This is a genomic window from Flavobacterium pokkalii, from assembly GCF_014596575.1.
Lineage (GTDB): Bacteria > Bacteroidota > Bacteroidia > Flavobacteriales > Flavobacteriaceae > Flavobacterium > Flavobacterium pokkalii.
This window is the reverse complement of record NZ_NASZ01000032.1, coordinates 1-22,858: the sequence shown is the minus strand read 5'-3', so window position 1 is coordinate 22,858 and position 22,858 is coordinate 1. Positions and strand designations below refer to the sequence as shown.

Annotated in this window: 22 protein-coding genes; 2 read left to right on the top strand and 20 right to left on the bottom strand. The window is 34.6% G+C overall.

Annotated features, from left to right (window positions below; all coding sequences use genetic code 11):
• Positions 1 to 9 precede the first annotated feature (9 nt).
• From B6A10_RS15390 to B6A10_RS15335, 12 genes are all read right to left on the bottom strand, one after another.
• Positions 10 to 855, bottom strand: a complete 846-nt coding sequence (locus tag B6A10_RS15390) for a class I SAM-dependent methyltransferase (RefSeq protein ID WP_188221571.1) — start codon at positions 853 to 855, stop codon at positions 10 to 12.
• 10 nt (positions 856 to 865) lie between these two features.
• A complete protein-coding gene (locus B6A10_RS15385; protein ID WP_188221570.1) occupies positions 866 to 1,804 on the bottom strand; it encodes a nucleotide-diphospho-sugar transferase in 939 nt (312 codons plus the stop codon).
• Between the two features lie 2 nt (positions 1,805 to 1,806).
• Entirely contained in the window at positions 1,807 to 2,709 is a 903-nt protein-coding gene (locus B6A10_RS15380; RefSeq protein WP_188221569.1) for a glycosyltransferase family A protein, read from the bottom strand.
• Positions 2,703 to 3,557: a glycosyltransferase gene (locus tag B6A10_RS15375; RefSeq protein WP_188221568.1), complete on the bottom strand. Its 855-nt coding sequence runs from the start codon at positions 3,555 to 3,557 to the stop codon at positions 2,703 to 2,705. Before B6A10_RS15375 ends, B6A10_RS15380 begins: the two co-directional genes overlap by 7 nt.
• Positions 3,557 to 4,378: a glycosyltransferase family 2 protein gene (locus B6A10_RS15370; RefSeq protein ID WP_194431848.1), complete on the bottom strand. Its 822-nt coding sequence runs from the start codon at positions 4,376 to 4,378 to the stop codon at positions 3,557 to 3,559. Before B6A10_RS15370 ends, B6A10_RS15375 begins: the two co-directional genes overlap by 1 nt.
• A 7-nt stretch (positions 4,379 to 4,385) precedes the next feature.
• Positions 4,386 to 5,348, bottom strand: a complete 963-nt coding sequence (locus B6A10_RS15365; protein WP_188221567.1) for a glycosyltransferase family 2 protein — start codon at positions 5,346 to 5,348, stop codon at positions 4,386 to 4,388.
• 4 nt (positions 5,349 to 5,352) lie between these two features.
• On the bottom strand, positions 5,353 to 6,462 hold the full coding sequence (locus B6A10_RS15360) for a glycosyltransferase (RefSeq protein WP_188221566.1): 1,110 nt from the start codon (positions 6,460 to 6,462) through the stop codon (positions 5,353 to 5,355).
• A complete protein-coding gene (locus B6A10_RS15355; RefSeq protein ID WP_188221565.1) occupies positions 6,443 to 7,150 on the bottom strand; it encodes a methyltransferase domain-containing protein in 708 nt (235 codons plus the stop codon). The genes B6A10_RS15360 and B6A10_RS15355 overlap by 20 nt, the downstream gene beginning before the upstream one ends.
• Entirely contained in the window at positions 7,147 to 7,914 is a 768-nt protein-coding gene (locus tag B6A10_RS15350; protein WP_188221564.1) for a TylF/MycF/NovP-related O-methyltransferase, read from the bottom strand. The genes B6A10_RS15355 and B6A10_RS15350 overlap by 4 nt, the downstream gene beginning before the upstream one ends.
• A 2-nt stretch (positions 7,915 to 7,916) precedes the next feature.
• Positions 7,917 to 9,206, bottom strand: a complete 1,290-nt coding sequence (locus B6A10_RS15345; protein ID WP_188221563.1) for an ABC transporter ATP-binding protein — start codon at positions 9,204 to 9,206, stop codon at positions 7,917 to 7,919.
• Between the two features lie 247 nt (positions 9,207 to 9,453).
• Positions 9,454 to 9,828 carry a four helix bundle protein gene (locus B6A10_RS15340; protein WP_188221562.1) on the bottom strand — a complete coding sequence of 125 codons (375 nt, stop codon included), beginning with the start codon at positions 9,826 to 9,828 and terminating at the stop codon, positions 9,454 to 9,456.
• A 244-nt stretch (positions 9,829 to 10,072) separates the two neighbouring features.
• Positions 10,073 to 10,942 carry an ABC transporter permease gene (locus B6A10_RS15335; RefSeq protein ID WP_188221561.1) on the bottom strand — a complete coding sequence of 290 codons (870 nt, stop codon included), beginning with the start codon at positions 10,940 to 10,942 and terminating at the stop codon, positions 10,073 to 10,075.
• 235 nt (positions 10,943 to 11,177) lie between these two features.
• Between B6A10_RS15335 and B6A10_RS15330 the strand changes: the two genes are divergently transcribed.
• Together B6A10_RS15330 and B6A10_RS15325 are read left to right on the top strand one after the other, a co-directional pair.
• Positions 11,178 to 11,468, top strand: a complete 291-nt coding sequence (locus B6A10_RS15330) for a hypothetical protein (RefSeq protein WP_188221560.1) — start codon at positions 11,178 to 11,180, stop codon at positions 11,466 to 11,468.
• Positions 11,469 to 11,672: 204 nt separating this feature from the next.
• Positions 11,673 to 12,410 carry a tyrosine-protein phosphatase gene (locus tag B6A10_RS15325; RefSeq protein WP_188221559.1) on the top strand — a complete coding sequence of 246 codons (738 nt, stop codon included), beginning with the start codon at positions 11,673 to 11,675 and terminating at the stop codon, positions 12,408 to 12,410.
• Positions 12,411 to 13,470: 1,060 nt separating this feature from the next.
• Here the strand turns inward: B6A10_RS15325 and B6A10_RS15320 are convergent.
• From B6A10_RS15320 to B6A10_RS15285, 8 genes are all read right to left on the bottom strand, one after another.
• Positions 13,471 to 15,375: a polysaccharide biosynthesis protein gene (locus B6A10_RS15320; RefSeq protein ID WP_394354340.1), complete on the bottom strand. Its 1,905-nt coding sequence runs from the start codon at positions 15,373 to 15,375 to the stop codon at positions 13,471 to 13,473.
• Between the two features lie 231 nt (positions 15,376 to 15,606).
• Positions 15,607 to 16,476: a glucose-1-phosphate thymidylyltransferase RfbA gene (rfbA, locus tag B6A10_RS15315; protein ID WP_188221558.1), complete on the bottom strand. Its 870-nt coding sequence runs from the start codon at positions 16,474 to 16,476 to the stop codon at positions 15,607 to 15,609.
• Positions 16,477 to 16,514: 38 nt separating this feature from the next.
• Complete coding sequence (locus B6A10_RS15310) at positions 16,515 to 16,682, bottom strand: GxxExxY protein (RefSeq protein WP_188221557.1); 168 nt, start codon at positions 16,680 to 16,682, stop codon at positions 16,515 to 16,517.
• Positions 16,683 to 16,916: 234 nt separating this feature from the next.
• Positions 16,917 to 17,777 carry a dTDP-4-dehydrorhamnose reductase gene (gene rfbD, locus B6A10_RS15305; protein ID WP_188221556.1) on the bottom strand — a complete coding sequence of 287 codons (861 nt, stop codon included), beginning with the start codon at positions 17,775 to 17,777 and terminating at the stop codon, positions 16,917 to 16,919.
• A 163-nt stretch (positions 17,778 to 17,940) separates the two neighbouring features.
• Positions 17,941 to 18,693, bottom strand: a complete 753-nt coding sequence (locus tag B6A10_RS15300; RefSeq protein ID WP_188221555.1) for a hypothetical protein — start codon at positions 18,691 to 18,693, stop codon at positions 17,941 to 17,943.
• A 233-nt stretch (positions 18,694 to 18,926) separates the two neighbouring features.
• Positions 18,927 to 19,475, bottom strand: coding sequence for a dTDP-4-dehydrorhamnose 3,5-epimerase (rfbC, locus tag B6A10_RS15295; RefSeq protein ID WP_188221554.1), 549 nt, complete (start codon positions 19,473 to 19,475; stop codon positions 18,927 to 18,929).
• A 990-nt stretch (positions 19,476 to 20,465) separates the two neighbouring features.
• Positions 20,466 to 21,605: a DegT/DnrJ/EryC1/StrS family aminotransferase gene (locus B6A10_RS15290; RefSeq protein ID WP_188221553.1), complete on the bottom strand. Its 1,140-nt coding sequence runs from the start codon at positions 21,603 to 21,605 to the stop codon at positions 20,466 to 20,468.
• Positions 21,598 to 22,023, bottom strand: a complete 426-nt coding sequence (locus B6A10_RS15285; RefSeq protein WP_188221552.1) for a WxcM-like domain-containing protein — start codon at positions 22,021 to 22,023, stop codon at positions 21,598 to 21,600. The genes B6A10_RS15290 and B6A10_RS15285 overlap by 8 nt, the downstream gene beginning before the upstream one ends.
• Positions 22,024 to 22,858 lie beyond the last annotated feature (835 nt).

The window sequence follows — 22,858 nt, the reverse complement described above, 5'->3', positions numbered from 1 at the left end:
GTAATTAATTTACATTTCCTTTATTTTTTCAATTACCGCGTAATAATCTTTATCCCTTAAACTTTCTAAATAAAACTCCTTTTTTTCCTTACCCATCATATTTTCTATATATCTGATAAGTTTATAAAGAATTTTAACCAAAAAAGTTTTTTTATTAAACTTTTCCCATTCTTCAAAGGGATTTGTAGGTAACTCGTACTTTGTTAAAATATGAAGATTAGCAGCATTTGAATAAAAATAACAATTAAATTTTTCTGCAATAATTTCAAGTGATTTTATATTGTAAAAGGAAATATGCTGCCCGGTTTCCAATGCAAAATACCTCCAATCATTTACAGATTGCATTTTTGTTCTCGGTTGCAATTCTGTTGAAAATAAAATGTTATTTGAATATTCAAACATTTTCTCAATTTCTTCAATTGGATTTGATAAATGTTCAAAAACTTCAAAGGCTGTTAATACCTCAAATTTTTCTTTACAAGTTTGATTGGTTACGTCAAAATATTGTGCAAAAATATTTTCACAATACAAATCCTGTCTGAAAAAATTTAAGCCTTTATCTCTCATTAATCGCACAAACAATCCATATCCACCAGCAAAATCAATAAATTTTCCTTTATAATCAAAATACTTTTTAATTATCCAAAATGAAATATTTTGAAAACTTAAATTCCTTGAAACCAATCCTACATCTGTAATCGCAATAACAGAGGAGTACGATTCTTCCAACCAAAACGCTTCTTCAGCCTGGATAAAACTACAATGCTGGCATTGAAAATAATCTATTTCATATTTGTTCAATATTTTTCCAGAAAATATCTTATTTGAAACCGATTGGCAAAGTTTACAATTCATGAATTTTTATTTAAACTTCCAAGGTATTTAAAAAAGCCAAAATTTTTTTTATCCAAACTATAATTGTTTTTTTTAATCCTTTCTTTGGCTTCGCAATTTTATAACAAAAGTCAGCAATATATCTGTCTGCTAACTTGTCCACCTTAATTTCCATAGGATGGTCTATTTTTCCAATATTTTGTGTAGCTAATTTTTCAAAAGCACTTGATTCTTTTGTATGTGTTGCATTTATTCCAAAGCCTATATTAGAAATTAAATTTACATTTGGCACTATATTTATTCCTTGATTATTCCATATCGAAAAAGTCCATTGATAATCCCAAGTATCAATTTCGTTATTTCTTACTCTTTCAAAAGTAGGTATCCAATATTCTTTAAATATAGCCCTTTTATCTATTCTATTGATTAATTTCTCGGTCTTAAAATTTTCTAATTTTTCTAGCCTATAATCATAATATTTCCAAGCCCTTCTCCAACTTGCCCATCCCCAAACAAAAGCATAATTTGAAAAAAAATAAGACGCCTCTCCAAATTTCTTTTCCCCCAGTAAATTACTTCCATTTATGGCAAAAATTGTTTCATTATGCTTATATTTTTCCAACAATACCTCACAATATTTAAAAAAAGAAGGATGTGGTAGGCAATCATCTTCCAAAATTATTCCCTGTTCAACATGATCAAAAAACCATGTTATAGCCTCTGATACTGCCCTACCGCAACCTAAATTTTCATCCCTGAACAAGATTTTCAACTCACAGTCCCAATCGATACCATTTAAAACTAAATCCCTTGTTTCTTTACATTTTTCCGCATCTTGAAAAACATTTGAACGCGCTCCATCTGCAGCTACATACAAAAATTTAGGTTTTAGTTTTTTTATTTCTTCAAAAACTATTTTTGTAATATCAGGACGATTAAATATAAGAAATAAGACAGGCGTTTCAAACATAATTATTTTTTAAGAATACTGATAATAACTCTTCTAATCGATTTTAAAAATGGCACCAAACTAAAATAAATTATATAACGCTTAATGATAAAAATCCATTCCTCTACTTTAAGTTTTCTAGATTTTTTTATCAAAACCTCATAAGCCATCATCAATTCTAATTTTTGTTCTTTAGTAAACATTTCGATACGCTCCTTGATAACATCCTGATAAAAAAGTATACTCGTCTCATTTTTCAAATTGTTATTCTCCTGTTGCCCTGAAATATTGAAACTTGATATTCTAAAATAAACAATTGCTTCGTTTATTGAATAAATCAATTTCCCATCAGGAAAATCCAGAAATGCTTTATAATCGCTACACCACGCTAATGGGTAATTTTTAAAACCATACTTTTTATAACTTGCTCTAGAAAATATGTATTCTGATAATGAACTTCTTGTAACACCTTTAACAATCCTAACAAACGAATCGGATGCTGATTCCCAAACGGGATGAGTATGGATTGCTGATATTGTATTGGATTCTTGTTGCACAACTTTTGTTCCAAATCGAACAACATTTGATTGATCTTTAAAACTCTCGAAATTAGTATACCATGATGCTACCACTGAGGAATCTAAATAATCATCATCTCCCAAAATCATCAGCCATTCTTCATCCCCAGACAACGCGATACATCGTTCCCATTGTTTCGTTAATGATTTTCCTCCTAAATTTTCATTAAAACGATGATACAGAAAATCAAATTTTCCTTTGTACTTTGCCAATAAAACTGTTGGGCTTTCCAAACTGGCATCATCACCTATATAAACTTTAAATCTTTTATCAGTTTGATTGGCTAAAGATTGTAAGGTTTCTTCAAAAAAGCTAATCTTATAGTAAGGTAATATTATTGCTAACATCTCATAATTTTTATCATTCTGTACCAAAACCTATAATGAAATTTAGCTACAGGTTTTAACTTAAAAAACTCAAACCACCAATAAATAGCATCCTTATACAATTTATACTCAATTAATTTTGATATAAAATCGGCACATAAGTTAACCTCTTGATTCCTTAATTTATAAAAATCAATACCACTCTCGCTTATAATGGGCAAATATTTTTTATATTTTTTATGAAATATACTAGTTGATTCAAACCAAGATTTATCTAGGTTACCTTCAGAAAAATGTTCTATAAGTATTTTATTCGTAACAATTACTTTTTTTCCTAAAATATGATGTTTCAAAGAAAGGTATAAATCATAACAATGAAAACCTATTAAGCTTTCGTCAAATTGAATTTTACCGTCATTTTTCATTACCATAAAAACTCCGTCAATTGCACTTACCTCTACAATATCTGTTTTTTCAAAACCTTGATCCCAAAGTTCTTGTGGCTTATTTTTATAATGTTGTACTAACTTTAATACAACTTTGCCTCCATCCCACCAAGCTGAAGGCATTTTCATCTTTATCTTTCCACCAGCAACACCTATTAATCCAACTTGAGAATCATTAGAAAAAATTCTCTCAATAATCCCCCCCCAATTTTTAGTATTTACAATAATATCGTCATGAATAAAACACAAATACTCTCCTTTACTCTTCTGAATTCCTAAATTATAGGCTTCAAAAATTGAATAATTATTCATAGAATTATCAACTACAATCAACTCATATTCTGAATTAATTGTTTCTTTAATATTACTATTCAGTGATTCTTCAATTTGAGAATTACGAGAACAAATTATAATAGAAATCATTACAACATCTTTAGAATTTTATACAAAAGCTTACTCCAATAATTTTTATTTATGTTTCGTAAAATTTGCACATTTTGGTATTTTACTTTTATATAATCTTGATAATTTTCAAATGCGTTATCGCTTATTAACAAATATTTATTCAAATGCTTCTTATAAATATAATTTTCTACTTGATTCAATAAAATTTTATTATTTTTTAAAAAGGCATCCATAGAATTTTCCTTCCTTCTATAAAAAAAACCTATATAATCTAACTTTACTACTTTGCTCTCCGAATTTAATATCGCTATCCAAAATTCCCAATCCTCTCTGCCACACAACAAATTTTCATCATATCCTTCTACTTTTTCCCAGTCTTTTTTGCGAAAAAAAGCAGAACAAAATATAAGATTATTCACTAATAGCTTACCGTATGAATACTCAGGTAATTCCCATTTTTCTTCTACTAAACCAAAAAAATTAGCATTACAATAAATAACAGAACAGCCTTTTTCAAACTCTTCATTTGCTTTTTCTAAATATTCATTCCCTATCTTATCATCAGCATCCAATGATAAAATCCAATCTCCTTTTGCTATTTTTATTCCCGCATTTCTGGCACTACTCAATCCTCCATTCTCTTTATAAATGTATTTGAATCTGGAATCTTTTTTTAACCAATTTTGAGCTATTGCTTCCGTATTATCCGGACTTCCGTCATTCACAATGATACATTCCCAATGAATATAAGTTTGCTCCAATACCGACTGCAAAGCCTCATCCAAAAAATGAGCTTGCTTGTAGCAGGGAACTATTATAGAGACTTTGGGGATACTCATACTTTATTCACAGATTAGTAACTTGGTTATCTAATTTATTTCTAGTCTTTCTTGTTAAATAATTAAAAACCAAAAATAAACAGTAATTAATGTGCAATTTATAATAGGTAACAATATTTATTATTCTAAAAGCATAAAAGATATTTAATACACTAAAATTTCTTTTTCTACTATTATATCTAAAAAAACCAACAAAATAATCTCTCAAATATGCTTTTAAGTGTTTTCTTTCTTGAAGTAATTTATGGTCTCTTAACATATTAGTCATATCAGGGATAAACAACAATAAGGAAGTGGAATATATTTTTGAAAATTCACATCGATCTCTCAATAAAGTAACTTTATAAACACTATCTGCTAATGCATCATTGAATACAAAAAATCTATTTTTTGATTCTAACATCGCCCTGATGTGAATTTCAGGATCATTTAATCTTGGATATAGTTCATTAAAGCCTTTTATTTTTTTTAGAAAATTAGCTTCCCATAAAGTACACATTGTCTGCCAATGAATTTTATAGGATAAAAAATCAATCAAATAACTTTTAGAAAAAGGGATTTCTTTTATCTTTCTTCCCTGATTTTCAGATTCAACAAACATTGGAAAAACCCAAAAATTTAAATCCGACTTTTCACTTGCTTTTGAAATTCTATTTGCTAAACAATATTCTAAAAGTAAATCATCGGAATCTAAAAAAATAACAAATACTCCTTTTGACAAACTTAAACCGAAATTTCGGCAAGAACTAGCTCCTTTTATTTTCTCAATAGGTCTATAATAAAACTGAAAACGACCATCTTTTTGAATATAACTATTTACTACCTCTGACGTATTATCAGTAGAACCATCATCCACAATAATACATTCCCAGTTTTCGTAGGTTTGCGCCAAAACTGAATCAAGGGTTTCACCAATAAGATGCGCCCTGTTGTAAGTTGGGATTATTATAGAAACTAGAGGATTATTCATTTAATTAAATAGATTTTTCAATTATCTCGTCCAGTACTTCTAAATGTCTGTCTAATGTAAAAATTTTTTTTATTCTCTCTTTTCCTTTTGCTCCCATTTGTTGGGCTAAACTTTTATTCTCTAATAGTTGAATCATTTTTTGAGCCATAGCATTTACATCATGTTCTGCCACCAAAAGACCTGTTTCTCCATCAACAATTACATCAGATATTCCGGCATGAAAAGTAGCTATAACAGGCAAACCCGCCGCTGAAGCTTCAAGAACAGCCACAGGTGTGCCTTCCTGATCTCCACTATCAGCCGTTACTGAATGTTGTACAAAAGCCAAACTTTTAGCTAAATAGGCTGTAAACTCTTCCTTGGATAATACTCCCGGAAACTTTACATTGTTTTCTAATTGATGATAACGTACTAAATTTTTACAAACTTCATATAATTCACCCTGTCCTCCTATAACTAATCTTGCTTGCGGAAATTTCTGAGCAACCTGTCTGAAAGCTAAAATGGTGTAATATGGCGCTTTTTTGGCTACAAATCTTCCCAATCCAACAAAAATAGATTCTGAAAATTGAGGATTGTTTTCAAAAAAACTATTATTTGGTCCGTAAGTATTGTAAATTAATTTTTCTTCAGGACATCCTAATTCCCCCAATTTGTTTTTCATAGAATGAGAAACAGCAATCACATAAGCGCTATAATCAAAAACTTCTTTATAATTATTACAGTCTTCTATAACTCGATTAACTGACGCATCATAGCCATGAAAATGAGTAATTAAAGGGATTTTTAAATACTTACAAATTTTGACAATTTTATGAGCTGTAACTCCATATTGAGCAAAAATCAGTTGAATTTTATTTTTTTTCAACGATTGTATAAAAGCTAATTCAGCACTTGAAAATTGGGTTAATTTCAATTTTTGTTTCAACTTGGCCGTGACTTTATTCCAATTAGTATTTAATAAACCGCGACCTTCTAAATATTGTGGTAAATGCCCTCCGTAATAATAAAATACTTGTCCTTTCAAACCTTTTTTTTGTGCCTGAATAAAGGTTTCTGAATAAGCATTTTGAGAGGGTGAAACCATCGCTATTCTATTTTTTTGCTGTTCCATACAATCCTGTTATCATTTGACCTTCTCCAAATTGAATAGTCGAATTATTATCCATTTTTATCAAATATTTAATTACTGGTTTTAAAACCAATGATAAATATTTTCTTTTATTATTTGACAATGGACTTCTTCTTACCCACAAACCTAACATTTGCGCCATCGAAGCATGCCATCCTCCAGTTGCTTTGATTGCTACATCTTTGAATCCTGAATTTTGCAAATGCCGTTGCAGTGAAAATGGAGTGTACCTATATTCGTCATGTGGGACTTCGTGTAAATTCCACAAAAAAGGAACAGTAAAAAAGAAAACACCATCTGGTTTCAAAACTCTATAGACCTCATTTAATATAATTTCAGGTTCTGGACAATGCTCTAAAACTTCCGTTCCAAAAGCACTTTCAAAGCTATTTGATTGAAAAGGCATACTTTTTCCATTCCAAATAAAATCAGGTTTCACTGACTTATCATATTCTAAAGCATTTTCAATATCTAATCCAACATAATTTTCAACCCTACTATTTTCTAAAATATAATTTTTATACGGCATTTTTCCACATCCTATATCTAATAAATCTCCCTTTAATTGCGGCAATGTTTGTTTTAAAGCGTTAAATATAGAAGTACGAATATAGTATCTATCTAAATTTGTATAAGAAAGTTTAATATCAATAAAATCGCTACTCGTCATGGTTTTATAATTAATCTTCCTGTGTAATCTATTCGATGCAAAAAAGGTTTAAATTCCAACTTTTCAAAAAATTCATCTACAGCTTTTTTACATCCTTCCCAATGCCCATAATCATCAATTATTAATATACCTCCTGACACTAATTTTGGATACAAAATCTCTAATTCAATTTTTGTTGATTCATACCAATCAGTATCTAATCTTAATAATGATATTTTTTCTGGTAAGTTATCCAACAATAATGTTTTTTCGACTACTCCCTCAATGAAGTTAATATTTTGCAATGGATAATTATACCTATTAATATTTTCCTTAACAATATCTATTTCAGCTTTTGCCCATAACCAAGATGTTTCAACATTCTCTTTATCCATTCTTTCACAAGCTAAATTCCCATTAATATCCAAATCAACTTCTGTTGGCTTATTCATCCCTTCAAAAGTATCAAACAGCCAAATTTTTTTATCTCTTCTATTAATTTTATTTAAAGCTAATATACAAGTACCTATACTACCTCCTCTCCAAACACCACATTCCACTATATCACCCTCTATATTATTTACATCAATATATTTAACGGCATGAATTAATGAAACAATTCTTTCCGGTGACGTCATTGTATTCTCTTGTACTTTTCCAACAACCTCTCTCTCAAAAATTGTAAAATCTTTTATACTTGACATCACATTTTTATTTTTCCCTTCATTACCACTTTTAGCTAAAAATTTAACAATACATTTTCTAACCCCATGTAAAACACTCATAATTACACTTTTACTATTTCCCATCGCGAATCTTCAATATATTTACTGGCACCAGGCTCCCATTTATAATCACTCCTAATATTTTTCATCATCTCAACTTTAAAATTACACGTTGAATTAATATAATCAAATCTTTCTTTCGTCTTAGATTCTGACAGATACACCCTAAAAGAATAGATTCCAATATAAAGTCTCAATTTTTCAAATTTGCAACTAAACTTATAAACTCCTTTCTCTCTACTAATTTTATGTTCAGAATCAATTTGCCAAGTATGAATAATTGGATTTTCAAATTCATCTATAATTTGAAAAGATAATGCTAAATTTTCAACATCGATAGGACAATTAATAGTAAATTCGACTTTCATTTCATTACCAAATTCATGAACATTACCCGGCAAACTAGTTTCTAAAATAATACTAGTTATTTTTGGAGCAACACTAATCTCATTATTAAAATAATTCAATTCATTAGTTCCTTCATTAAAATATTTTTTAATTCCTTCATCTGTATTACCTTCATAATATATATACCCATTTTTTAAAAGTATCACTTTGTTAGTTAATACCGATATTGCATTCATATCATGACTCACAAAAAGTACCGTCCTGCCTTCGCCTCTGGAAATATCCTGCATTTTGCCAATGGCTTTTTTCTGGAATTCGGCATCGCCAACGGCTAACACCTCATCGACTATTAAAATTTCTGGCTCTAAAAATGCGGCTACCGCAAAAGCCAAACGCACATACATTCCGCTGCTGTAGCGCTTCACAGGCGTATCTATGTAACGCTCACATCCGGAAAATTCAATGATTTCATCCAGCTTGGAAGCGATTTCTTTTTTGGTCATACCTAGTATAGCCCCGTTCAGGAAAATGTTTTCACGACCGGTCATCTCGCCATTAAATCCGGTTCCTACTTCGAGTAAAGAAGCGACACGGCCTCCAAATTTCACACTGCCGGTAGTAGGCGAAGTCACCCGGGACAGAATCTTTAAAAGGGTGGATTTCCCTGCTCCGTTTTTCCCAATAATCCCCACTACCTCTCCTTTGGCTATTTCGAAATTGATATCCTGCAAAGCCCAAACGTAATCGCTTTCCCCTTTCGTGGAACGGTCATTGGTTTCCCCAATTTTCAAATACGGGTCTTCCTTACCCCTGATGCTATGCCACCAACGATTCAGGTCGTGCTTTATGGTTCCGGTGCCTACCTTTCCGAGTCGGTACTGCTTGGAGATGTTTTCGGCTTTGATGATTACGTTGTGGGTTGTGAGTTGTGAGTTGTGAGGCATATTTTGTGTTAATAGTTGTGGGTTGTGGGTTATGGGTTGTGAGATAGACTTTGCGGTTATTGTTCTGGGTTCTGGGGTGTCGGTTGTGGAGCAATCAAAAACGTTTAGTGTTCTTTATCACGATTATTACACACCCCTAGCCCCTCTGAAGAGGGGAATTCGGTTGGTGGTAATTGAGGACATCAGGTTTTAAGCCTGTCGTACAACCCAATACCCATAACCCACAACTCACAACTCACAACTGATTCTACTTCCAATTTTGTTCTACATACTTTATAAAGTTAAAAATTTTTCCGCCTAAATTCTCATAATGTTGCATTAATGGTTCAAAATCGGCTTTCAAATCAGGATACAATAGCGTTATTTTATAAATATGTCCAATGGTTTCTAAACAACTGGCATGAGAGAAAACCAAAAAGCGAACAAAATCGGCTTTGTATTTTCTTCTGCCATATCCTTCTACAATATTAGACACCACACTGTCAGAGGAACGTCTGAGTTGACTCCCTAACTCATACAATTCGTATTTAGGCAACTTTAAACTAACAGGATGCACCGTTAAAAATAAATCCATCCCAATGTTGTAAATATCTAAATCTTTATAACTTTTAAAATCGCTCATTTTTTTTTTATGTTTTCGGTTGTGGAGCAATCAAAAACGTTTAGTCTCCTTTATCACGATTATTACACACCCCTAGCCCCTCTGGAAGAGGGGAATTCGTTTAGTGATAATTGAGAACATCAGGTTTACAGCCTGTCACACAACTCATAACTCATAACCCATAACTCATAACCCATAACCCATAACTCATAACTCATAACTCACAACCCACAACCCACAACTCACAACCCACAACTCACAACTTCTAAACCGTATCAATAAAACTTTTCTCTGTTCTGTTAAACAATAATACTCCAAATATAAATATACAAAATGTAAAGATTAGGGTATATAGCATTCCGCCTAAAGGCAATTCTCCTACTCCTAACAACATATAACGGCTGGTTTCGACAATATAAGCCAGGGGATTGTATTGTATGATCCAGGCGTATTCGGGGATTTTTTCTTCAATTAATGCCATCGGGTAAATGACTGCCGAGACATACATGAGCAACTGAACGCCAAAGCCTATCAGATAACTTAAATCTCTGTATTTGGTGACCAACGACGAAATAATCATTCCGAGTCCTAAGCCTAAAACTCCCATTACAATAACGGTAAACGGGAAAAAAGGGATTGCCCAATTAAAATGCAAAGGCGCTCCTTTCCAATAAAAATACGCATAAAAAACAAAGAAGATAAAGAGTTGGATACCGAATTTCAGCAAATTGGAAATTACCGTGGTCAACGGGGCTATGATTCGCGGGAAATAGACTTTTCCAAAAATTCCGGCATTGGACACAAAGGTATTGGATGTTCCGGTGAAACAGGCGGTGAAGTAATTCCACACCGTAATACTGGCCAAATTGAACAGAAAAGAGGGCACAACTCCGGTACTTATTCCTGCCAGATTATTGAACACAATGGTAAATGTAATGGAAGTAAATAAGGGCTGAATTAAATACCAAAGCGGCCCTAAAACGGTTTGCTTATACACCGTAACGATGTCTCTTTTGACAAAAAGACTGAGTAAATCACGATAACGCCACACTTCTTTTAAATTCAATGAAAAGAATTTGTTTTTGGGTGTTATCTCAAATAACCAGTCCGGCTGCTGTTTGTTGGTTTGATTCATGAATCCGAATAATCTGTTTCCTTAGGAGTAAATATACTAAGGGATTGTGAGACTATGCAATTATTTTCGATTATTGACAGAAAAAAGGGTTGTTTGTTGTGAGTTGTGAGTTGTCGGTTGTGGGTTGTCGGTTGGTGGTAATTGAGAAGGATATTGCAAAAAAGGCTTCTCGATATATTTTGGCTTATTCAAAACCTAATTTCCAAAGAAAAATTATCAAGCCAAAACACTCGAAGTGACGAAACAGACAACGAATGTCAGTTCCAGTTGTGAGTTGGTGGTTGTTAGAATTAACTGCATGTTGTATTTACACACCCCTACCCCTCTGGAAGAGGGGAATATGATTGTGCTAATTGAGAAGGATATTGTAAACAAGGCTTCTCAATATATTTTGGCTTATTCAAAACTTAATTTCCAAAGAAAATTATCAAGCCAAAACACTCGAAGTGACGAAACAGACAACGAATGTCAGTTAGAGTTGTTGGTTGTTAGAATCGACTGCATGTTCTTTTTCACACACCCCTAGCCCTATTTCAGTTGTTAGTTGTCGGTTGTTAGAATTAACTGCATGTTCTTTTTTACACACCCCTAGCCCCTCTGGAAGAGGGGAATACGTTTGGTGGTAATTGAGGACGTCAGGTTTACAGCCTGTCGCACAACCCATAACTCACAACCCACAACTCATAACTCATAACTGACAACTCACAACTCTTTTCCCTATATTTGCGGTATGTTTAGTTTTTTTAAATCCAAAGCGGTTTTGAAGGATTTGATTCCGGATGGCCATATAGATATTCACTCGCATTTATTACCCGGGATTGATGACGGGGCGAAGACTTTTGCTGATACGTTGCAACTGACTAAAGCTTTGCAAAGTTTTGGGGTCAGTGAATTCATTACTACTCCGCATATTATTCAGCATGTTTGGGAAAATACGCATGAGCAAATCATTAGCAATCAGAACAACACGGTTCAAACACTTACCGAAAAGGGTTTTAGTACTCCCTTTAAAGCGGCTGCCGAGTATTTGATGGATGACCAGTTTGTGCGATTATTTCAAAATCAGGATTTACTAACTCTGAAAGACAATTATGTACTGGTGGAAATGTCATATATCAATGCGCCGATTCAGTTGTATTCTATACTGTTTGATTTAAGGGTAGCGGGTTATACTCCGGTTTTGGCGCATCCGGAGCGTTATTTGTTTTACCATAAAAACACTGCTGAATATGATAAACTTAAAAAAGCGGGGTGCTTATTCCAACTGAATTTACTGGCTGTGACGGGTTATTACGGGGAGAATATTGCTAAGGTGGCCGAAAGTCTGCTACAAAAAGGGCTGTATGATTTTGTGGGGAGTGATGTGCATCATGACAGGCATATTGCTGCTTTTGATGACAAAGTAAAACTGAAGGATTTGAATCCGATGAAGGAGGTTATCGGGAATAATCAGTTTTTTAAGGGGTAGTTTTTTTGCCACGAATGCACTAATTATTTTTTATAATCGTTGCGGATAAAAGCTTTTTGTTTTTTTTTACCATATAAGGCATATAAGTTTTTATAACTTGAAATAGTTATTCTTAAGTACAGATAAGTGGTCAACTAAAGTTGTCTCAAAAGCGAGTGAGTGAGAAAGTTTTTTTTTAACCGCAGATTACACTAATTATTTTCTATAATCGTTGCGGATAAAAGCTTTGCATGTTTTTACCACATAAGGCATATAAGTTTTTTGAATTACTGAACCTTAAATCAGTAAAGCCTAGTCCATATAAGAAAATAAGAATCTTTGTGGGCTTTGCGGAAAGCTTTGTGAACTTTGCGGTTAAATTTAAAAACTACATAAGTCACATAAGTTTTTTGAATTACTGAATCTTAAATCAGTAGAATCAAAGCTCACATAAGGAAATAGAAACCTTTGGAGACTTTGCGGAAAACTTAGTGAACTTTGCGGCAAAATTTTAAAAACCACATAAGTCACATAAGTTTTTTGAATTACTGAACCTTAAATCAGTAAATTCAAAGCTCATATTAAGGAAACAGAAAACTTTGGAGACTTTGCGGAAAACTTAGCGAACTTTGCGGTTAAATTTTAAAAACCACATAAGTCACATAAGTTTTTTGAATTACTGAACCTTAAATCAGTAAATTCAAAGCTCATATAAGGAAACAGAAAACTTTGTGGGCTTTGCGGAAAGCTTAGCAAACTTTGAGGTTAAATTTTAAAAACCACATAAGGCACGTAAGTTTTTTTACCGAAGATTGCTTTGCCTGTTCGTTATCGTTCGGGTCCCAAATTATATTTTATAATCGTTGCGAATTAATTTATTTCCTTTAGTAGCTTTGCGGAAAGCTTGGCGAACTTTGCGGTTAAATTTTAAAAACCACATAAGTCACATAATTTTTTTTTTACCGCAGATTGCTTTGCCTGTTGGCTATCGCTCGCAAATTATGTTTTTATAATTGTTGCGGATAGTTTTATTAAGGCAATCCTTAATTCCCTTAACTACTATGCTATAAACTGTAAAAATTTATTTATCCAATACTTCAAACGTAGAGTTCATACTCTTGAATTCCGGGACGATTTTTTTCATTTTGGATACGATGGCGTCTTTTTTATGGAAGTTGGCAATAGTGATGAGGGTTTCAATTTCGTCATGCAAAATTTCAAACTCTTCCTGTACTTCCTGAGCAATCATGATTTTATGATGATGGGTAGGTATGGTCTTCGCCGTATCGTTCAATAATTCTTCGTATAATTTTTCTCCCGGACGTAAGCCTACAATCTTAATTTTAATATCCTCATCCGGAATAAAACCGGCCAGTTTAATCATCTTGCGAGCCAAATCGATAATTTTTACCGGCTTGCCCATATCGAAAATATAAATCTCGCCTCCTTTTCCCATTGCACCTGCTTCCAAAACGAGTTGGCAGGCTTCTGGAATGGTCATAAAGTAACGAATGATATCCGGATGGGTAATGGTAATAGGACCTCCTTCGGCAATTTGTCGGGTAAACAAAGGCACAACGGATCCATTAGATCCTAATACATTCCCAAAACGGGTGGTAATGAATTTGGTACTTTTTTTCTCGTTATTGCTATTGCATTTCAATTGTAATGACTGTACGTATTTTTCAGCAATACGTTTACTGGCTCCCATTACATTACTCGGGTTAACAGCTTTGTCTGTTGACACCATTACAAAGCTTCTTACCTTATATTCACAGGCTAAATCGGCCAGATTTTTAGTTCCTTCGACATTGGTCAAAATCGCCTGAGAAGGATTTTCTTCCATCAAAGGTACATGCTTATAAGCCGCAGCATGATACACCACTTCCGGCAGGTATTCTTTGAAAAGGATGTTTATTGCATCTCTGTTACGGATATCGGCTACGATGGTTAAGATAGCTGCATCGGTATCCGTGTTTTTCAACTCCAGACTTAAATGATGCAATGGCGTCTCGGCCTGATCGACCGCAATAATTCTTTTGGGTTTAAATTGTAATACCTGACGGACAATTTCACTACCAATAGAACCGGCAGCTCCGGTAATCAATACCGTTTTATCTTTTAACTGCTTGGAAATGGATTTTCCGTCTAAAACAATAGGTTTTCTTTCTAACAAATCCTCAATCTGGATGCTTTTTACCTTTTGAGAAATCTCTTTTTGGTTTTCCCAATCCGTAATCAACGGAACAATATAGACTTTGAAATTAAATTCCAGACATTGTTCTACGATAACCAATCGATCTTCTTTAGACAAACTCTTATCCGCAATAATAACACTCTCTGCCCCAACGGAACGCATCAGTGTTGGCAGCTTTTTCTTTTGAATTAAAATAGGCAAATCCATCATTCGCTTGGAGGAATTCTGGCTGTTTCTGTCCACAAAACCCACAATTTTAAAACGACTCGGCACCTCTAATTTCAGTGCATTAGCTACCGCCAAAGCATTGGCATCCGTTCCGTAAATCAGTGTTCGTGGTAATTTAATATCATTTCTTTCGGAAAAAAACTGTTCGAAAACCTGTTTCACTACCACGCGATACAAAAACAAGCCACAAAAAGAAATGACCATGTTAATAAACAGGGCGGTATTCAGGTAAATTTTGTAACCGTTAAAATATTGGTAAACAAAATTTAAGCTGACAAAAAATACTAAAACAGAAACCTGAGAAAACAATAATTTAATAGCGTCCGTATAAGAAGAATGACGGATAATCCCGGAATAAGTACGATAAATCCAAAAAGTAAAAACATTGACTCCTAACAAAAAACAGATATACGGAACTTTATTTTCAAAAGTAATAAAATGGAGACCTACACCATTAAGGACGAGTTTTGTAAAGAAAAAACTGAATACAAGAACCATTAAATCAATCCCAACCACAATCCAGCGGGGCAAATAACTCAGATCACGAATACTCCTAATCAAATTTTCCCGAGATAAAGAAACCTTAGTTCTTTTACCGCTCTCCCCTCTGTTACTATTATTTCTCAAAATACTCCTCTTTAATTCAGACCCCAAAAATAAGACATAAAAACTGTAAAAAAAACATTACCCAAGAAGAAACTTCTAACAATCAAAAAAATTATCAAATCGACAATAGAATGCGAATCTAAAAGTAAAATAACATTTCAGAGTATCTTATGATCCTAATGTTTTTTACAACTTATGCTTCAACAATCCCAACAAATACTCCCCATAACCCGATTTTTTCAAAGGTTCGGCCAGATCTTTCAATTGTTGACTACTAATAAATCCCTGTCTCCAGGCAATTTCTTCAATACATCCTACTTTTAACCCCTGACGCTCCTCCAAAACCTGAACAAATTGTCCGGCCTGCATTAAACTGTTAAAAGTCCCGGTATCCAGCCAGGCCGTTCCCCGGCTTAAGATGCCAACATTCAGTTTGCCTTTTTCAAGGTAAGCCTTATTGACATCGGTAATTTCATACTCTCCTCTGGCACTTGGCTGAATGCTTTTGGCAATTTCCACCACCGAATTGTCATAAAAATACAAGCCCGGTACGGCATAATTGGACTTTGGCTCCAAAGGTTTTTCTTCAATAGAAATGGCTTTTAATGCTTTATCAAATTCCACTACCCCATAACGTTCCGGATCAGAAACATGGTAAGCAAAAACCACTCCTCCATCCGGGTTTCTGTTCGATTGCAACAACTCCTGCATGTGCGCTCCGAAAAAGATATTGTCTCCCAAAACCAAAGCGACACTATCTTTTCCAATAAACTCCTCCCCAATCACAAAAGCCTGTGCCAATCCGTTAGGAACAGCCTGTTCCGCATAACTGAATTGGCAACCTATTTCACTTCCGTCACCCAACAATTTTTTGAAATGCGGCAAATCATGAGGCGTGGAGATAATTAATATTTCGTTGATTCCCGCCATCATCAGGGTAGATAATGGATAATAAATCATCGGCTTATCATAAACCGGCATTAATTGCTTACTTACCGCTAAAGTTAATGGGTGTAAACGTGTTCCGGAACCTCCGGCTAGTATAATTCCTTTCATTTTTTTTTATTTTGCGAATTGATACGGATTAAAACGAATTAATGCGAATTTTTCAAATTAATTATTCTCTTATAACTTAATGAAGCTGCCCCAAAATTAATCAGCATTCCTAATTCTTTATTGGTGCATTTTAAATAATTTTTCAACTGGGCATAAATATATCCGGAATATGGGATACCGCTTTTATTTCTAAATAATACCATCATAACAAACAAAATCTACCCGATAGTACTTATTTAATTTTTCATCATCATAACCCATTGGGTGAAATTGTTTTTGATTGTAAATTTTCGTTTCCTTTTAGAATTAGGGTAAACGAAAATTTATGTTTTTTTTTTTTTTTTTGGATACTCAGTCACTAAAATTTCTTTTTCTTTCCCCTCCCTAAAGGGTGGAAAAAGAAATTTGCTCACTTCTCACTATTCACTATTCACTATTCACTATTCACTATCCTTCAACAACTCCATACATTTTTGTAAACTTTCTTTATAATTTGGTACTGCCACATCGTAAAGCTGTTTAATCTTCGTTTTATCCAATAAAGAATAAGCCGGACGCTTAGCAGCTGTAGGATATGCCGAACTTGGAATACCGGAAACGGCACAATCAAAACGGCCGATTTCCTGAATGGCTTTCGCAAATTCATACCAACTAATCTCTCCTTCATTCGAAAAATGGTATATTCCTGACTGCCATTTTGGATGATTAATAATGGTGAGGATGGCCTGCGCCAAATCGGCGGCATAGGTTGGACTGCCTATCTGGTCGTTTACGACATTCAGACTGTCCCTTTCCTGCATCAGGCGCGACATGGTTTTCACGAAGTTATTTCCAAAACTGGAATATACCCAGGATGTACGAATAATAATTGCATCCGGATTATGTTGCCTACAGGCTTTTTCTCCGGCCAATTTCGTAACCCCATACACATTTATCGGTGCTGTTGGAGCTTCTTCTGTCAATGCCACTGCCGAATTCCCATCAAACACATAATCGGTGGAAATATGAATTAGCTTACAATGGTTTGCAGAGCTCCACTGTGCCATAACGGCAACTGCTTTGTGATTCAAAACATCGGATAATTCATATTCTGACTCCGCCTTATCAACGGCAGTATGTGCCGCACAGTTAATAATAATTTGCGGATTTATTTTCGAAATAGCGGCTGCTAAATTGTTCAAATCACACAAATCCAATTCCTGCCAATCGGTAAAAACCCATTCAAAAGAAGTGTCCTTTGATAGGACTCTCAACTCTGAACCTAATTGCCCATTGGCTCCTGTTACTAATATTTTACTCATCTATTTTTTAATCTAATTTTACGAATTATTTCGAATTAACCCAAATAAGAAGCTCTTCTTCCAACTCATCGTCACCTGAGCTAAGCCTGTCCTGAGCTCGACGAAGAGTCGAACGACACCGTCATCCTGAGCTTGCCGAAGGGCACAACTCACAACCCTCAACTCACTGTCTACAACCAATAAGCGTCGTCGTATTCCACTTATTTGGCAAAACCTTCACACTGTTATAAACCCGGCTACTAAACCTAATATGGATAAAAGCCAGCCACAACTCTTTATTTTGTAAAGGCTCCAGTACGAAATCCAGCTTGCTGACTCCTGCCTCTTTTTGCAAAACAATAGCATTGCTATACGAAGTTTCAAAAGTATCCAGTTCACAATTCCAGTTCGAAATGGCAATTTGAAGATGTACTTCGGTAGCATTTGGTGGCCAGTCCAGCTGTTTCAATGGATTAATCGTTTTAATACTGACTGCCAACTTCGTCCAGTTAAAGACAACCTTCCTTTTCAAAACGGCAGCAAGCGGTCTTCCTTTATTGCCTTCAAAACCAATCAGAAACCCCAAAGCAGCTTTCGACTGTAAACCAACATGTAACTGCCTTTGACCACGTTCATGCTCAAGATCTTCTTTGATTATCGCATGCAGTAACTGATTACTCCTGCCCGCTATCGAACCATCTTTAGCCCGATCATAAAAAGCTTTAACCAAACCTCTGAAAACAGCTCCTTTTTTAGCACACCGCCCAAAATCTTTAGCATGTTGTTTTACAGGAGCAAATATCGGATTCTCCCTAAAACTCTTTTTCGTATTCCCTGTTTTACCTTTCACTCGGGCAATATTACCGTCGGAAGTAATATAAAAATTCAGATCATCAAGTGTCCCTACAAGCCGAACCGGACCAAATGCTTTTGCCATATTTTTTTCTTATAAAAATACAAATAAAAGCATTAACTTTTAACAGGATTTTCAATACGTTTTGATACAATTTGATGTGTTTTGGTACCTTAATTACAAAATTGAAGCAAAAACGATGTCTTTCACAAACCCAATCACTACCCATCCCGATAGCTATCGGGACCGAGAACTGAGAACTCAAAACTGAGAACCCACAACTCACAACTCACAACTCACAACCCACAACCGACAACTCAAAACTGACTATTACAATTTTCAATAAACGGTAAAATCTGATCTTTCTCAGAGACAATAGCCTCCTTCAAATCCATTCCCCAATCAATATTTAATGAGGGATCATCATAACGAATTCCACCTTCAGAAGCCTTATTATAAAACTGATCACATTTGTACATAACCGAAGCGGTTTCACTAATTACTGAAAAACCATGAGCAAATCCCTGAGGAACTAATAATTGTTTTTTATTTTCAGCTGATAACAAAATGCTGAATGATTTTCCAAAAGTAGGAGAATCTTTTCGTAAATCAACAGCCACATCAATAATTTCTCCTTCCAAGACCCGAACCAATTTGGTTTGCGCAAAAGGAGGGTTTTGATAATGCAGCCCTCTCAAAGTTCCTTTTTTAGAAAAAGACTGGTTGTCCTGCACAAAATCGATATCGATTCCTAAAGCTTCAAATTTAGTTTTACTATAAGATTCAAAAAAATAACCTCTTTCGTCTCCAAAAACTGTTGGCTCTACTATAACCAAATCTTTTATAAATGTTTCTTCTATTTTCATATTCAAATTTTATTTTAAATCATTGGTTTCAAGAAACCTCTTTTGAACCAGACTTCTCGATACAATTTTTATCAGTAAAGCTATCGCATTACTAATAAAAATCACTCGAAGTGACGAAACAGAACGTCAATCCTCCATACCGTCAGTTCGAAGTATCGAGAACTATTTTACAAACAAAACGTCAGTTCACCACTCCGTCAGTTCGAGTTGAGAACTCATTTGCAACAGAAAATGAGTTTGAAGTATCGAGAACTATTCTTTAGACAAGACTTCTCGATAAAAATTTTCTGAAAAGCTATTCGCATTTTCTGAAAATTCACTCGAAGTGACGAAACAGAACGTCAGTTAACCGCACCGTCAGTTCGAGTTGAGAACCCATTTGCAACAGAAAATGGGTTCGAAGTATCGAGAACTATTCTTTAGACAAGGCTTCTCGATACATTTTGGCTTATTTAAATTCTAATCTCAAAAGAAAAACTATCAAGCCAAAATACTCGAAGTGACGAAACAAAACGTCAGTGCACCGCATCGTCAGTTCGAGTTGAGAACTCATTTGCGACAGAAAATGGGTTCGAAGTATCGAGAACTATTCTGAACACAAGACTTCTCGATAAAAATTTTCTGAAAAGCTATCCGCATTTTCTGAAAATTCACTCGAAGTGACGTCTCCATTTATGAGCATGTGTCTGATTGAGATCTCGTCAGTTCGAGTGATTTTTAAAGCTAAAACAATATTCATTATTAAATCAAAGCGTCTGCTTTAAAAATTGTATCGAGAACCGAGAATCATTTTGCCAACAAGACTTCTCGATAGGCTTCGCTACTCGAAGTGACGTAATAGAACATCAGTTCACCGCACCGTCAGTTCGAGTGTTTTTATAAAATAGCGATAGCGTTTTTATAAAAATGTATCGAGAACTCAGGTTTAAACAAGACTTCTCGATACGCTTCACTACTAGAAGTAACAAAACAACATAGTCATCCCAATTATCATTTAAAGAAATCAACAATCACTTCTTTAATTCTGTTTTTATCCTCCTCCGTCAGATGAGATCCCGAAGGCAGGCATAATCCTTTTTCAAACAAATCCTCTGCTACCTTCTTCCCATAATAAGGATAGTCAGAAAAAACAGGCTGCAAATGCATCGGTTTCCAAAATGGACGACTTTCAATGTTCGCTTTTTCAAAAGCCAGTCTTAAAGCTTCCCTGCTTCTCTTTTTCTCCGTATTGGTTTTAACTAAAATAGTGTTCAACCAATAATTGGAAATAAAATCAGCATGGGGAACCTCAAAAAGTTCAGCCGCTTCAATGGTTTCAAAAAGACTTTTGTAAAACAAATGGTTTTCCCTTCTTTTTGTAATATTTGCATCCAAAACCTTTAACTGTCCCAGACCGATTCCGGCACAAATATTACTCATTCTGTAATTATACCCTATTTGGCGATGCTCATAATGAACAGTCGCTTCTCTGGATTGGGTGGCATAGAAAATAGCTTTCTCTTTTAATACTTTGGAATCCGAAAGCAAAGCACCACCGGCAGAAGTGGTAATCATTTTATTCCCATTAAAAGATAAAACTCCTAAAGTGCCCAAAGTACCGCACGATCTCCCTTTATAAGAACTGCCTAAGGCTTCAGCAGCATCTTCAATAATCGGAATTTCATATTTTGCAGCAATCGAATGGATTTCTTGAACTTTGTAAGGCATTCCGTAAAGATGCACCGCTATAATCGCTTTGGGTTTCTTCCCTTTAGCTATTCGGTCTTCTATCGCTGCGGCTAAAGCTGTCGGGCAAATGTTCCCCGTATCCGATTCGCTGTCTACAAAAACGGGAGTTGCGCCCTGATACAAAATAGGATTGGCCGAAGCCGAAAAAGTCAGACTTTGACAAATGACCTCATCTCCCGCTTTTACACCTAATAGTATTAAAGCCAAATGAATAGCCGAAGTTCCCGAATTTAAAGCCGTAACAAATTTTTCGTTCCCAAAATAGTTTTCCAGCCCCTCTTCAAAGGCATCCACATTAGGTCCACCTGAAGTAATCCAATGCGTTTCTAAAGCCTGCTGAACGTATTCCTGCTCCCAACCACTTTGTTGAGAAAGCGAAAGAAAAATTCTCTTATTAGCCATTTAACTTCCAATAATCCGATGGATAACGAACATCATCTTCACTTACCCTTGCTAATGGCAAAGTAGAAAAGGATATTAATTTAGAATCCTTTTTTAAGGATTCAATGGCATTGGCATAACCCGCCGGAATATGAACTATTTTAGAATCTGATTCCGACACCTCAACCGTTTCTACTACTAAATCTGGTGACGGATTGTCCCAGTTGTCAATTTTTACATAATGAATTTTGAAAGCTCCGCTTAAACAATAAAAATTCTTCGCATCCAATTTGTGTCCCTGCCAGGCCCGAACAGGATTTTCATCGGAATTACTGATAATGTAAAACCTTTCGATTTCTTTGAAACTAAAGTTGTTTACAAAAGAAATACTGCCTCGATGATCGGAAAAATTACAGCCTTGAATTATTTTAGGATTCATATTTTTTATTTAGTTGTCAGTTGTGAGTTATGGGTTATGGGTTCTTCGAAATATCGAGAACCATTTTGCAAACAAGACTTCTCATCCCGATGACTATCGGGACATTTTGATTTATTCAACAATCTAATCGAATTCATTCCTTAATCCAAAACACTACCAATGAAGTTTTTAAGACTCTAACAATTCGCAAACTTGTCATGCTGACGAAGGAAGCATCTCCGCAATAAATCTGTTGACACTGATAGAAAACGGATTTTTCATAGCTGTTTTTTTTATCTAAAGTATCTGTGCTAATCCGTAAAATCAGTTTAATCTGTGGCCCATTATATAGTCCGCTTTAGCGGACAGGAATAAAACCGTTTCAATGCAACTCTTTCAGATCAAAACAATTGCTTCCCGATATGCTTCGCTACTCGAAGTGACGGGAACAGGGCGTCAGTTTATCTCCTCGTCAGTTCGGGTTGAGAACTCATTTGCGACAGAAAATGAGTTCGAAGTATCAAGAACTATTTTATACACAAGACTTCTCGATAAAAATTTTCTGAAAAGCTATTCGCATTTCTGAAAATTCACTCGAAGTGACGCACGTATTTATGAGGATGCACCTGATTGAGATCTCGTCAGTTCGAGTGTTTTTATAAAATAGCGATAGCGTTTTTATAAAAATGTATCGAGAACTCAGTTTTAAGCAAGGCTTCCCGATACACTTCGCTACTCGAAGTGACGTAACAAAACCTCAGTCCACCACACCGTCAGTTCGAGTTGAGAACTCATTTGCGACAGAAAATGAGTTCGAAGTATCGAGAACTATTCTGTACACAAGACTTCTCGATAA